The organism is Promicromonospora sp. NPDC052451, assembly GCF_044547525.1.
Lineage (GTDB): Bacteria > Actinomycetota > Actinomycetes > Actinomycetales > Cellulomonadaceae > Promicromonospora.
This window is the reverse complement of record NZ_JBIUAP010000010.1, coordinates 98,771-111,729: the sequence shown is the minus strand read 5'-3', so window position 1 is coordinate 111,729 and position 12,959 is coordinate 98,771. Positions and strand designations below refer to the sequence as shown.

Here is a 12,959-nt window from a genome sequence, read left to right as displayed (position 1 = left end):
CTCGCCACGGAACAAGCCACCGTGCACATTTCTACCGTCTCCGGACCGCGCCGCCCAGCACAGCCAGTGACTTGCGGACGACGCTACCGCGTGCCGCGAGCGCCTTGGCAGCCCCCGGCTCCGTCCGGGCGAACGAGATCACCATGCCCAGGGCGGCCATCGTGGTGATCAGGGCCGAACCGCCGGCCGACACCAGCGGCAGCGGCACGCCGATCACCGGCAGCAGGCCGATCACCACGCCGATGTTCACGAACGCCTGACCCACGATCCAGCACGCCACCGCGGCCGTGGCCACCTTGACGAACGGGTCGGTGTGCCGCCGGATCACCCGGCTCATCGCGAGCCCGAGCACCGCGAACAGGGCCAGCACCAGCACCGTGCCGAACAGCCCCAGCTCCTCCCCGATCACGGCGAAGATGAAGTCGTTGTGCGCCTCTGGCAGGTAGCTCCACTTCTCGCGGCTGCCACCCAGGCCCACGCCCCACAGGCCGCCGGTGCCCAGCCCGAACAGGCCGTGCAGCGACTGGTAGCACTCCGAGGCCTCGTCGCACTCGGCGCCGTAGGTCGCGATGATGCGCTCCAGCCGGTCCCCGGAGCCCTGCTGCAGGATGAACACGTACCCGACCACGAACGCCGCGATCGCGCTGCCGAGCCCCAGCAGGGACCAGGGCACGCCGGCCACGAGGAACGCGCCCGCCACCAGGAGGCCCATCACGAGGGCCGTGCCCAGGTCGCCGCCGGCGAGCACCAGGCCCATGACCGTCACGGCGCCGGGCACGGCGGGCATGATCGCGTGCGACCAGCTCCCCAGGAGCGCCTGCTTGCGGCCGAGCACGGTGCCCAGCCAGACGGCGAGCGCCAGCTTGGCCAGCTCCGAGGGCTGGAAGGACAGCGGTCCGAGCACCAGCCAGTTCTGCTGGCCGTTGCGGATGGAGCCCAGGAAGATCACCGCGACGAGGAGCCCGAGGGCGACCAGGAGCGCCGGGGCCGCCAGCCGCTTGTACCAGCGCACCGGCAGGTGGGCGGCCACCAGCAGCACGGGCAGGCCCATCAGCGCGTACTGCGCCTGCACCAGGAAGGCGGCGTAGGGCGAGTCACCCTCGGCGATGGAGGTCACGGTGGAGCTGGACAGCACCATGATCAGGCCGATCACGGTCAGCAGGCCCGTGGCGCCCACCAGCAGGTAGTAGCTGGAGACGTTGGAGTTCCACTGGCCCAGCCACGAACGCTCAGGAGCGCGGCGGCTCGTTCCCGTCGTGGCCATCGGTGGTCCCTCCTGTGAGCTCCCGCACCACCCGGGCGAACTCCTGACCGCGGTGGGCGTACGAGACGAACTGGTCCTGCGAGGCGCCCGCCGGGGCCAGCAGCACGGTGTCGCCCGGCTGTGCCAGGTCCCGTGCGGCGGTCACCGCCCGGCGCATCACGGTCTCAGTGTCACCGGGATCTATCACGACGACCGGGACCTTCGGCGCGTGTCGGGCCAGCGTGTCGGCCAGCGGGCCGGGGTCCGCGCCGATCACGACGGCGGCCCGCATGCGGTCCGCGCGCGCGGACACGAGCTCGTCGAACGTGGCGCCCTTGGCCAGGCCGCCCGCGATCCACACCACGGTGCCGTGGGCGAAGCCCGCGAGCGAGGCTGCGGCGGAGTGCGCGTTGGTGGCCTTCGAGTCGTTGACGTACGTGACGCCGTCGGCCTGGGCGATGCGCTGGATGCGGTGCTCGCTCGGGCCGAAGGATCGCAGGCCGTCCCGGACGGCCGCGGCAGGCACGCCGTGCGCACGGGCCAGCGCGGCCGCGGCCAGCGCGTCCGCCACGACGTGCGTGGGCACGACGCCGGCCTGGTCACCGAGCTGGGCGAGGTCGGCCAGGGTGCCGAGCTCGGCGGCGCTCCGGCGCCGGTCCGGGTCGTCGGCGGCGGCGTGGAAGGCGCGGTCCACGAGCACGTCGTCGACCAGGCCGAGGTCGCCGGGGCTCGGGCTGCCGACCGCGAAGCCCACGGCGCGGGCGCCCTCGACCACGTCGGCCTCGCGCACCAGCTCCTCGGTGCGCGGGTCGGCCACGTTGTAGACGCAGGCCACCTGCGCCCGCTCGTAGATCCGCCCCTTGTCCCGGGCGTACGCGTCGAGCGAGCCGTGCCAGTCCAGGTGGTCGGCGGCGACGTTGAGCACGGCGCCCGCCTGCAGCGACATCGTGTGCGTGAAGTGGAGCTGGAAGCTGGACAGCTCCACGGCGAGCACGTCGAGCGCGGGGTCCAGGGCGGCCTCGACGAGGGACCGGCCCACGTTCCCGACGGCGGCGGTGCGCAGGCCCGCGGCCCGCAGGATCGCGGCGAGCATCTCGACGGTGGTGGTCTTGCCGTTGGATCCCGTGACGCCCAGCCACGGCGCCGGCTGGTCGGTGCCCAGACGGTGGACGCGCAGGCGCCACGCGAGCTCGACCTCGCTCCACACGGGCACGCCCGCCGCCAGCGCCGCGGCGACCACGGGGTGGTGGGGCGGGAAGCCCGGGGAGGCGACCAGCAGGTCGGCGGCGGCCAGCACCGCGGCGGCGGCGTCGGCGTCGAGCGCCCCGTGGTCGGCGTCGGACGCGCGGTCGTCCACGGTGACCAGGGAGGCGACCCGGGACTCCAGCACCCCGCGCAGCGCGCGGCCGGTGACGCCCAGGCCGGCGAGGACCACGCGGGCCTCGGCGAGCGGGACGCGCGGCTCGACCACGCCGTAGGTGTCCTGGTCCGACCGGGCCTGCGGGGCCGTGCCGGGCACCTCGGTCACGACGCGACCCACTCGGCGTAGAAGATGCCCATGCCCAGGCCGGCGAGCAGGCCGGCGATGAGCCAGAACCGGATCACGATGGTGACCTCTCCCCAGCCCGACAGCTCGAAGTGGTGCTGGAGCGGCGCCATCTTGAACACGCGCCGGCCGGTCATCTTGAAGAAGCTGACCTGGATCACCACGGACGAGACGATGAGCACGAACATGCCGCCGAGCAGCACGGCCAGCAACTCGGTGCGGCTCAGGATCGACAGGCCGGCCAGCGCGCCGCCCAGGGCGAGCGAGCCCGTGTCACCCATGAAGATCTTGGCGGGGTTGGCGTTCCACCACAGGAAGCCGACGCACGCGCCCGTGACGGCGGCGGCGACGATGGCGAGGTCCTGCGGGTCGCGCACCTCGTAGCAGCGCGGCCCGGCCGTGGCCAGGTACTGGCACGACTGGTTGAGCTGCCAGATGCCGACCAGCACGTAGGCGCCGAACGTGATGATCGAGACGCCGGTGGCCAGCCCGTCCAGGCCGTCGGTGAGGTTCACCGCGTTGGACCACGCGGAGACCAGCAGGTTGGCCCAGATCACGAACAGGATCAGTCCCACGGTGGCCCCCGCGAACGCGAGGTCGAACTCGGTGTCGCGCAGGAACGAGATCTTGGTGGACGCCGGGGTGCGCGAGTTCTCATTGGGGAACTGCAGCGCGAGCACCGCGAACGAGATGCCGACCACGCCCTGGCCGATCAGCTTGGCGCGCGCCGTCAGGCCGAGCGAGCGCTGCTTGCGGATCTTGGTGAAGTCGTCGAGGAACCCGACCAGGCCCAGGCCCGCCATGAGGTACAGCGCCAGCAGCGCCGAGACGCTCGGCAGGCGCTGCGACACGAGCATCGAGGCCGCGACGCCGATCAGGGTGGCCCCGATCATGACGACGCCGCCCATGGTCGGCGTACCGCGCTTGGTGAAGTGGCCCGTGGGACCGTCCTCGCGCACGAACTGGCCGTAGTTCTTGTGGACCAGGAACCGGATGAAGACCGGTGTGCCCAGCAGGGCCACGAGCAGCGCCACCGCGGCGCTGACCAGGATCGCGATCACTTGTTGTTGTCCTTAGCGGTGTTGACCATCGACAGGTGGTCGCCGAGCTCCCAGAGCCCGGAGCCGAGCGACGACTTCACGAGCACGACGTCGCCGGGCTCCAGCAGCTCGTCCAGCAGGGCCTTGGCGGCGTCCAGGTCGGGCACGAAGACCGACTCCGACCCCCAGGACCCCTCCTGCATGGCGCCCTCGTGGATGTGGTACGCACCCTGGCCGACGACGACGAGCTGCTTGATGTTCAGCCGTACCACGAGGCGGCCGATCTCGTCGTGGGCGGCGCGCGCGCCGTCACCGAGCTCACGCATCTCCCCCAGGACCGCCACGGAGCGGCGGGTGCGGCCCGCGAGCACCGCGAGCGTGCGCAGGCCGGCCTTCATCGAGTCGGGGTTGGCGTTGTAGGCGTCGTCGACGACGGTGACGCCGTCGGGCCGCTCGGTGACCGCCATGCGGTGCGGGCTGCGGGGCGTGGCCGCCGAGAGCCGCTCCGCCACGTCGCCGATCGCCACGCCGAGGCGCAGGGCGACCGTCGCCGCCGCGAGCGCGTTGGTCACGTGGTGCGGGCCCACGAGGCTCAGGGCGACCTGGGCGTGCTGCTCGCCGACGTCGCCACCGCCCGCGACGCGGAGCGTGAAGCGGGCCCGGCCCGCCTCGTCGACGGTGACGTCCTCGGCGCGGACGTCGGCGGACGGGATGGTGCCGAACGTCCGCAGCACGGTGCCGGGTGCGGCCCGGTCGGCCATGGCCGCGACGCGCTGGTCGTCGGCGTTGAGGACGACGGTGCCGCCCTCGACGACGCCCTCGACCATCTCGCCCTTGGTCTTCGCGATGGCCTCGACGCCACCGAAGGGGCCGATGTGCGCGACGCCGACCCGGAGCACGATGCCGACGTCGGGCGGCGCGATGCCCGTGAGGTAGGCGATGTTGCCCACGCCGTCGGCGCCCATCTCCAGCACGAGGTACCGCGTGGCGGGGGTGACCCGCAGGACGGTGAGCGGCAGGCCTATCTCGTTGTTGAAGGAGCCGGAGGGCACGATGATCGCGTCGGGTGCGTCGCCCGCCTCGGGGGTCAGGAGCTGGCCCAGCAGGTCCTTGGTGGTGGTCTTGCCGACCGAACCGGTCACCGCCACCACGCGCAGGTCGGCGGCCGTCTCCCGGACGGTCGCCAGGACGTGCCGCGCGAGGTCGCCGAGGGCGGCCCGGGGGTCGTCCACCACGACGGTCGGCACGCCGTCCAGCGCACGGGAGGCCAGCACCAGGACGGCGCCCGCGGCCACCGCGGCGGCCGCGAAGTCGTGCCCGTCCACCCGCTCGCCCGGCAGCGCCACGAAGAGCGCACCGGGTCCCGCGGCGCGCGAGTCGATGATCACCGCCCCCGTGACCGTCACGTCCGGGTCGGCGTGCAGCCTCCCGCCGGTGGCTGCGGCGACCTGCGCCGCAGTCAGCTCGATCATGCCTGTGTCGTCCTCTCGTGCCTGGGGGTCCTGCTGGGGTCACACATGTACCGCGGGGTGCTACGGGTTCCTGGCCGCCAGCGCCGCGCGCGCCTCGACGCGGTCGTCGAGCACGTGGTCCACGCCGGCGATCTCCTGGATCGTCTCGTGCCCGCGACCCGCGACCAGCACCGTGTCGTCCACGCCGGCCGCGAGGATCGCCGCACGGACGGCGTCCGCGCGCGGGGCGACCTCGTGGACCTCCACGGTACGCGAGGCCGGGTCCGCCGCGGCGGCGTCCCCGCCCGGCGCGCCGTGCGGGCGCGCGCCCGCGAGCACCTCGGCCCGGACCTTCGCGGGGTCCTCGTCGTGCGGGTCGTCGTCCGTCACGTAGACGACGTCGGCGCCGCGCACCGCCGCCGCGCCCATGAACGGCCGCTTGCCGGGGTCGCGGTCGCCCGTGGCGCCGAAGACGACGGCGAGCCGGCCCGCCGTCGTCGGGCGCAGGGCGGCCAGGGCGAGCTCCAGGGCCTCCGTGTTGTGCGCGAAGTCGACGACGACGCGCGGCGCGGTGGCGAGCACCTCCATGCGGCCCGGCACCGTGGCGCTCAGGCCGTCGGCGGCGGCGAGCGCCTCGGCGACGTCGCGGACGTCCGAGCCGCCCTCCAGCACCATCGCGACGGCGAGCGCCGCGTTGGCGACGTTGTACCCGCCGGGCAGGGAGGTCGAGGTGCGCAGGGTGCGGCCGTCGCGGTGGGTCAGGGTGAAGGCGGAGCCGGTGCCGGACGGCGCGACGTCGGTGACCGTCCAGTCGGCCGCCTTGCCCGGCCGGGTGGTCAGGGTGGCGACGGGGATCCGCGCCTCGGCGGCCATGCGCTCGCCCCAGGTGTCGTCGACGGTGACGACGCCGCGGCGCGCGTGGGCCGGGGTGAACAGCTCGGCCTTGGCGGCGAAGTACGTCTCGAAGTCGCCGTGGAAGTCGAGGTGGTCCTGGGTCAGGTTGGTGAACCCGGCGACGCCGAACACGACGCCGTCGACGCGGTGCTGGGCCAGGGCGTGGGACGAGACCTCCATGGCGAGCGTGCGCACGTGGTCCTCGCGCATGGCGGCGAGCAGGGCCTGCAGGTCGGCGGCCTCGGGGGTGGTGAGGGTGCTCGGGATGACGCGGTCGCCGGAGCGGGTCTCGACGGTGCCGATGAGGCCGCCCGTCCAGCCCAGGGCCCGCAGCAGGTGGTCGAGCTGGTAGGTGGTGGTGGTCTTGCCGTTGGTGCCCGTGACGCCGAAGGTCATCAGGTCCTCGGCGGGGTTGCCGAGCACCCAGGCGGCGACCTGGCCGAGGATCGCGCGGGGGTCGTCCGCGACGACGACCGGGACGCCGAGGTCTGCTGCCTGCTCCGCCCCGCGCGCGTCGGTGAGGATCGCGGCCGCACCCCGGGCGACGGCGTCGGCGGCGAACTGGGCGCCGTGCGCGCGGGCTCCGGGGAGCGCCACGAACAGGTCTCCCGGCCGGACCACCCGGTTGTCCGAGGCCACGCAGGTCACCGCGGCATCTGCGGGTTGACCTGGGGCGATGGTGAGGCCGAAGGCGACGGCGAGGTCCGCGACCTGGCGCGCTGTCGTGGCGGCCGGGCGGATCCGGTCGAACGGGGATGTCACGGAGAAGAACCTACCGCTTCCAGGGCCGGGGTCTCGTCCGCGATGCCGGGGCCGGGTGGTGGTTGTGTGATGGTCCGGGTCACGTGGGCCGTGCGGAGCGGGGCGGTGGCCGGGCGAAGGTCTCCCGCGCAGAGGTGTTGCTGCGCGTAGACGTTGTCGACGCACAGCAACACGCTCTCGGCACCAGCGCTTTCCCCGCGGCCTACCCGCGCGCGGACCCGTCCCGGTCTCACGGCGAGACGGAGGTCACCGCGCCAGCAGCGGCGGCAGGACCGTGCCCTCCTGCGCGGACGCGTGCAGGTGGCAGGCCACCAGACGGCCGTCCTCGCCCTGTGCCGTGCGGCCCAGCACGGGCAGCTCGGTGCGGCACACGTCCATGGCGTGCGGGCAGCGCGGGGCGAACGGGCAGCCGGGCTCGCGCCGCGACAGGTCCGGCGGGGCGCCCGGGATGCCGGTCAGCTCGCGCCGCGGCCCGTGCAGGGGCGGGAACGAGCCCAGCAGACCCGCCGAGTACGGGTGCCGCGGGCGGGTGTACACGTCCCGCGCGGCCGCGGTCTCCACGATCTCGCCCGCGTACATGACGGCGATCCGGTCGGCGACCTCCACGAGCAGGGAGACGTCGTGCGTGATGAGCACCACGGAGAAGCCGAGCCGCTCGCGCAGCTCCATCACCTGTTCCAGGATCTGGCGCTGCATGACCACGTCGAGGGCCGTGGTGGGCTCGTCCATGATCAGCACCTGGGGTTCCAGGGCGAGCGCCATGGCGATCATGACGCGCTGCCGCATGCCGCCGGAGAGCTGGTGCGGGTAGGCCCGCAGCCGGTCGACGGAGATGCCGACCAGGCGCAGCAGCTCCGCGGCCCGCTCCCGGGCCTCCTCGCGCCGCAGCCGGGGCCGGTGCGCGAGGATGCCGTCGACGATCTGCTTCTCGATGCGGAACACCGGGTTCAGCGAGCTCATGGCGCCCTGGAACACGATGGCGATGTCGCGCCAGCGGGCGGCGCGCAGCTCGGCGTCGGACAGGGCCAGCAGGTCCGCGCGCTCGCCGTCGCGGTTCGTGAGCCACACCTCGCCACCCGTGATGAGGCCGGGTGGCGGCAGCAGCCGCGTGGCCGCGTACGCGAGGGTCGACTTGCCGCAGCCCGACTCGCCCGCCAGGCCCAGCACCTCGCCGCGGTGCAGCGTGAGGGAGACCTCGCGCAGCACGTGGGTGGGGTCGCCGCCGAACCCGTAGTCGACGCTGAGGTCGCGGACCTCCAGGACCGGCTCGGACGGCGCCACGGGCGCGGCGGCCGCCGGCGTCGTACCTGTCTGGGTGCTCATGTCCGTGCCTCCCGCACCACCGGGGTGAACCCCACGCGCGGCCGGATGCCCCGGCGGCGCAGCGAGCGCGCGTGCAGGCCGGTGGACCGCAGGCGGGGGTTGACGATCTCGTCGATACCGAAGTTGACCAGGGTCAGCGCCATGCCGAGCAGCGCGATGCACGCCCCGGCCGGCACGAACCACCACCAGGCGCCGCGCTGCAGCGCCAGGTTGTTCTGCGCCCAGAACAGGATGGTGCCCCAGTTCCACTCGCTCACCGGCGTGATGCCGATGAACGACAGGGTGACCTGGGACAGCACCGCGAACGTCACGGTGCCCACGAACCCGGAGGCGATCACGGCGGTCAGGTTGGGCAGCACCTCGGCCAGGACGAGGCGCCAGGTGCGCTCCCCGTTGGCCCGGGCCGCCTCGACGAAGTCCCGCTTGCGCAGGGACAGCGTCTGGGCGCGCATGACCCGGGCGCCCCACGCCCAGCCGGTCGCCCCGATGACCAGCGCGACGGTGAGCCCGCCCGCGGACGGGAGCTGCGCGGCGATCAGGATGATCAGCGGCAGCTGCGGGATGACCAGGAACATGTTCGACAGCGCGGACAGCGACTCGTCGCCCACCCCGCCGACGAACCCGGCGGTCACGCCCACGAGCACGCCCACGACGGTGGCGCTCACCCCGGCGACCAGGCCGACGACGAGCACCCCGCGGGCGCCGACGATGATCTGGGACAGGATGTCGCGCCCCGTGTGGTCGGTGCCGAGCCAGTGCGCGCCCGAGGGCGGGCTGAGCAGCGCGTCGCTGACCTGGTTGGGGTCGTACGGGCTGATCCACGGGCCCAGCAGGGCCAGCAGCGTGAAGAACCCGAGGATGGCCAGGCCGGTGACGACCTTGCCGTTGCGCAGGAACAGCAGCTGGTTCCTCATCGGTCCTCCGTCCGGGTGCGGGGGTCGAGCAGGGTGTAGGCGAGGTCGGCCACCATGTTCGCCACGAGGACGGACAGGGTGATGACCAGGAAGCAGCCCTGCATCAGCGGGTAGTCGTGGGTGGAGACAGCCTGGTAGAGCGTGTAGCCGATGCCCTGGTAGGAGAAGACCATCTCCATGATGAGCGTGCCGCCCACGACGAAGCCGAGGGACAGCGCGAAGCTGGAGACCTGCGGCAGCACCGCGTTGCGGGCGGCGTAGCCGAGCATGACCTGCCGCTCGGCCAGGCCCTTGGCGTGCGCGACGGTGACGTAGTCCTCCGACGAGACGGTCACCATCATGTTGCGCATGCCGAGCACCCAGCCCGCCACGGAGGAGAGCACGACGGTCAACGCGGGCAGGAACCCGTAGTAGACGACCGAGCCGATGAACTCGCCGGTGAACGCGGGCACCAGCCCGCGGTCGTAGCTGCCGCTGGACGGGAACCAGCCCAGGTTGACCGACAGCACCGCGATCGTGATCAGGCCCAGCCAGAAGTACGGCACGGCCTGGAAGAACGTCGCCACGGGCAGCAGCCCGTCGGCCCAGGTGCCGCGGCGCCAGCCGAGGAACGTGCCGATGAGCGAGCCGATGACGAACGCGATGATCGTGGCGACCCCGACCAGACCCACGGTCCACGGCAGCGACTGGTTCACGATCTCGGACACCGGGGTCGGGAAGTGCGTGAAGGACAGGCCCAGGTCGCCGCGCAGCAGCAGGCCCCAGTAGTCGACGTACTGCTGCCACAGGCTGGTGTCCTGGTCGAGCCCGAACAGGACCCGGAGCGAGTGCTCGGCGTTGCTGTCGATCCGGCCCTGCATGCGGCCCAGCAGGGCCGTGACGGGGTCACCCGGCAGCATGCGCGGGATGAAGAAGTTGATGGTGATCGCGGCCCACGCGGTCAGCGCGTAGAAGGCGACGCGGCGCAGCAGGAACCTCATGCGGCCGCCTCCCCGTCCCCGGTCAGGTTGCCGGCAGCGTGGCCGACGGCGGACCCGACGTCGGGCCGTCCCGCCCGCTCGGAGTACCCCCAGCACGCGGCGGACCGCCCGGGGGCGACCTCGATCAGCTCGGGTGTCTCGGTGCGGCACAGGTCGGTCGCGTACGGGCAGCGCGGAGCGAACCGGCAGCCGGGCGGCGGGTCCACGAGGCTCGGCGGCTCGCCGCCGGTGCCCTGCTCGCGCACGGCGGCGGCGCCGGTCCCGGCGAGGTCGTCGGGGTCGGGCGCCGAGGCGATGAGGAGCCGCGTGTAGGGGTGCAGCGGCTCCTGGGTGACCGACTCGCTGTCGCCGGTCTCCATGACCTGCCCCGCGTACAGCACGGTGGTGCGGTCGGCGAAGTAGCGCGCCGAGGCGATGTCGTGCGTGATGTACAGGACGGCGATGCCGAGCCGGTCGCGCAGGTCGGCCAGCAGGTTGAGGATGCCGAGCCGGATGGAGACGTCCAGCATCGAGACGGGCTCGTCGGCGAGCAGCACCTCGGGCTCCGCGGCCAGCGCCCGCGCGATGGCGATGCGCTGCCGCTGCCCGCCGGACAGCTCGTGCGGGAACTTGTCGACGTACCGCGCCGCGGGCGTGAGGTGCACGCGCTCCAGCAGCTCGGTCAGGGCCGTCTCCAGCTCGGCGCCCCGGAGGCGCCCGCCCGTGGACTGGCTGCGGTGCAGCCGCAGCGCGCGGGTGAGCGTGTAGCGCACGGGGTGCACCGGGTTCAGGGAGGCGAACGGGTCCTGGAAGATCATCTGCACGCGTCGCACGTACGCGCGAAAGGCCCGCCGCCCCCGCAGCCGGACGTCGGTGCCCTCCAGCAGCACGCGACCGGCGGTGATGGGGATCAGCCCGGCCAGGAGGCGGGCGACCGTGGACTTGCCGGACCCCGACTCGCCCACCACGGCCAGGACCTGGCCGCGGTGGAGCTCGAGGTCCACGCCGTCCACGGCGTGGATCGCCCGGGCGGGCGAACGGCCGCTGACGCGACGTCCGCCCGCCCGGAATTGCCCCGCTCGGAAGTGCTTGGTGAGGCCGTGCGCGGCCAGCACCGGTGTGCTCTCGCTCATCAGCCGTCCGCAGGCTCGAGGTTCATCAGGATCTGGGCGGCCTGCACCCCCGTGGGCTGGGGCTGGTTGTAGGGGTCCTCCTCGGAGGGCCAGCCCACGTAGTTCTGCGTCGAGTACTGCGCGGTGGCCGGGCGGGTCCAGATCGCGATGCCCGGCACCTCCTCGACGAACACCTTCTGGATGGTGGCGAGTGCCTCGGCGCGCGTGGCGTCGTCGGGGGCCGCGGCGTAGGCCGCGAGCGCCTCGGTGGCCTCGTCGTTCTGGAAGCGGCCGAAGTTCCAGGTGGCCGGGTCGCCGAGCTTCTCGTAGTGGGCGCCGTCCATGATGTCGGAGTACATGTCCCAGGGGGTGGCGCCGCCGTCGGTCCAGTGCAGGGTGGCCTGGAAGTCGCCGCCGGGGATGACGTCGGCGAACCAGCCGTCCTGGTTGACGGGGTTGACGGTGGCGGTGGCACCGAGCTCGGCCGCCGAGTTCTTGATGAGGTCCAGCGCGGTCAGGTAGTCGTTCCAGCCGGCCGGGTTGACGAGCTCGAAGGTGACGTCCTCGCCGTCGGGGTCCACGAGCTGCTCGCCCTCCCAGGTGTAGCCGGCGTCCTCCAGGAGGGCGCGGGCGCCCTCGACATCGACGGCGTACTCCTGGCCGGCGTACTCGTCGGAGAGGAACTCCTCGCCGGCGGGCAGCGGCAGGCCGGTGACGCTGGTCAGGGCGGGATTGACGCCCGAGGTGGCGACGTCGACGAGCTCCTGGCGGTCGATGACCATGTTGAGGGCCTGCCGGAACGCCTTGTCGTCGAACGGCTTGGTCTCGTTGTTCAGGTAGAGCACGTCGATGCCGAGGCCACCGGCGGCGTACTGGTGGTAGTGCTCCGGGTCCTGGGCGATGTAGACGTTCTCGAAGTCGGCGATGAACGTCCAGCCCCACTGCGCCTCACCGGTGGTCAGGGCGGTGGTCAGGGCGTTGTTGTCGTTGTACGACGAGTACCGGATCTCGGGGACGGCCGGCTCGCCGCCCCAGTAGTCGTCGCGGGCCACGACGGTGGCGGCCTGCGGCGTCCAGGACTCCAGCGTGTACGGGCCGGTGCCCACCGGGTCAAGGTTGGTGTCGGTGGTCGGGTCCTCGACGTCGGCCCAGATGTGCTCGGGCACCATCACGAGGTCGTACAGCTTGGACTGGTTGACGAACTGCCCGGCGGTGAACGTGACGGTGACGGTGCTGCCGTCGGTCTCGATCGTGTCGTAGGGCAGGGCCGCGGCATTGAGCGCCTCGAAGTCCTTGCGCAGCTGGATGGAGAACGCGACGTCCTCGGCGGTGAACTCCTCGCCGTCCGACCAGGTGACGCCCTCGCGGGGCGTGATGACGGCCTGCGTGAAGTCCTCGTTCCACTCCACGCTCTGCGCGAGCCAGGGCTCCGGCTCCTCGGAGGGGCGGGCCTGGTTACGCATCATCAGCGGCTCGTAGATCGTGAACGCGTAGCCGAGCGAGAGCGCCGACGAGCCGGTGGCGAACGGGCTGTGGTTCTCGGTCTGGACGCCGTTCGGCATGCCGACGGTCAGGGTCTGTCCCCCGCCGCCCGCGGTGGTGGTACCGCCGCCGCCACCGCCGCCGCAGGCGGTGACCAGCAGCGCGATGGCCGCCGCGGCTGCCGCCGCTGCGACGGGCCTGCGATTCCTCACGCGAAAACTCACGGTGTGCCT

At 72.9% G+C, this 12,959-nt stretch carries 10 protein-coding genes; all 10 read right to left on the bottom strand.

The features are described from left to right. Positions 1-31: 31 nt before the first annotated feature. Positions 32-1,264, bottom strand: a complete 1,233-nt coding sequence (locus ACIG47_RS18220) for an FtsW/RodA/SpoVE family cell cycle protein (RefSeq protein ID WP_397412794.1) — start codon at positions 1,262-1,264, stop codon at positions 32-34. After that, positions 1,230-2,762 carry a UDP-N-acetylmuramoyl-L-alanine--D-glutamate ligase gene (murD, locus tag ACIG47_RS18215; RefSeq protein WP_397432537.1) on the bottom strand — a complete coding sequence of 511 codons (1,533 nt, stop codon included), beginning with the start codon at positions 2,760-2,762 and terminating at the stop codon, positions 1,230-1,232. The genes ACIG47_RS18220 and murD overlap by 35 nt, the downstream gene beginning before the upstream one ends. 5 nt (positions 2,763-2,767) lie before the next feature. Further along, positions 2,768-3,850, bottom strand: coding sequence for a phospho-N-acetylmuramoyl-pentapeptide-transferase (gene mraY, locus ACIG47_RS18210; RefSeq protein ID WP_397412796.1), 1,083 nt, complete (start codon positions 3,848-3,850; stop codon positions 2,768-2,770). Then, complete coding sequence (gene murF, locus ACIG47_RS18205; RefSeq protein WP_397432426.1) at positions 3,847-5,301, bottom strand: UDP-N-acetylmuramoyl-tripeptide--D-alanyl-D-alanine ligase; 1,455 nt, start codon at positions 5,299-5,301, stop codon at positions 3,847-3,849. Before murF ends, mraY begins: the two co-directional genes overlap by 4 nt. Positions 5,302-5,361: 60 nt before the next feature. After that, positions 5,362-6,936 (bottom strand): UDP-N-acetylmuramoyl-L-alanyl-D-glutamate--2,6-diaminopimelate ligase, encoded by a 1,575-nt coding sequence (locus tag ACIG47_RS18200; RefSeq protein WP_397432425.1) that lies wholly within the window; start codon positions 6,934-6,936, stop codon positions 5,362-5,364. A 246-nt stretch (positions 6,937-7,182) separates the two neighbouring features. Continuing rightward, positions 7,183-8,259, bottom strand: a complete 1,077-nt coding sequence (locus tag ACIG47_RS18195) for an ABC transporter ATP-binding protein (RefSeq protein WP_397432424.1) — start codon at positions 8,257-8,259, stop codon at positions 7,183-7,185. Further along, entirely contained in the window at positions 8,256-9,173 is a 918-nt protein-coding gene (locus tag ACIG47_RS18190) for an ABC transporter permease (RefSeq protein ID WP_397432423.1), read from the bottom strand. Before ACIG47_RS18190 ends, ACIG47_RS18195 begins: the two co-directional genes overlap by 4 nt. Next, positions 9,170-10,153 (bottom strand): ABC transporter permease, encoded by a 984-nt coding sequence (locus ACIG47_RS18185; protein WP_397412806.1) that lies wholly within the window; start codon positions 10,151-10,153, stop codon positions 9,170-9,172. The genes ACIG47_RS18190 and ACIG47_RS18185 overlap by 4 nt, the downstream gene beginning before the upstream one ends. Further along, a complete protein-coding gene (locus ACIG47_RS18180) occupies positions 10,150-11,265 on the bottom strand; it encodes an ABC transporter ATP-binding protein (RefSeq protein ID WP_397432421.1) in 1,116 nt (371 codons plus the stop codon). Before ACIG47_RS18180 ends, ACIG47_RS18185 begins: the two co-directional genes overlap by 4 nt. Continuing rightward, positions 11,265-12,950, bottom strand: a complete 1,686-nt coding sequence (locus ACIG47_RS18175; protein ID WP_397412810.1) for an ABC transporter substrate-binding protein — start codon at positions 12,948-12,950, stop codon at positions 11,265-11,267. Before ACIG47_RS18175 ends, ACIG47_RS18180 begins: the two co-directional genes overlap by 1 nt. Positions 12,951-12,959 lie beyond the last annotated feature (9 nt).

What these genes read in the sequence shown, in the direction of transcription:
- ACIG47_RS18220 (WP_397412794.1), bottom strand. Translation starts at nt 1,264, where the DNA reads ATGGCCACGACGGGAACGAGCCGCCGCGCTCCTGAGCGTTCGTGGCTG.
- ACIG47_RS18180 (WP_397432421.1), bottom strand. Translation starts at nt 11,265, where the DNA reads ATGAGCGAGAGCACACCGGTGCTGGCCGCGCACGGCCTCACCAAGCAC.
- ACIG47_RS18195 (WP_397432424.1), bottom strand. Translation starts at nt 8,259, where the DNA reads ATGAGCACCCAGACAGGTACGACGCCGGCGGCCGCCGCGCCCGTGGCG.
- murF (WP_397432426.1), bottom strand. Translation starts at nt 5,301, where the DNA reads ATGATCGAGCTGACTGCGGCGCAGGTCGCCGCAGCCACCGGCGGGAGG.
- ACIG47_RS18190 (WP_397432423.1), bottom strand. Translation starts at nt 9,173, where the DNA reads ATGAGGAACCAGCTGCTGTTCCTGCGCAACGGCAAGGTCGTCACCGGC.
- ACIG47_RS18185 (WP_397412806.1), bottom strand. Translation starts at nt 10,153, where the DNA reads ATGAGGTTCCTGCTGCGCCGCGTCGCCTTCTACGCGCTGACCGCGTGG.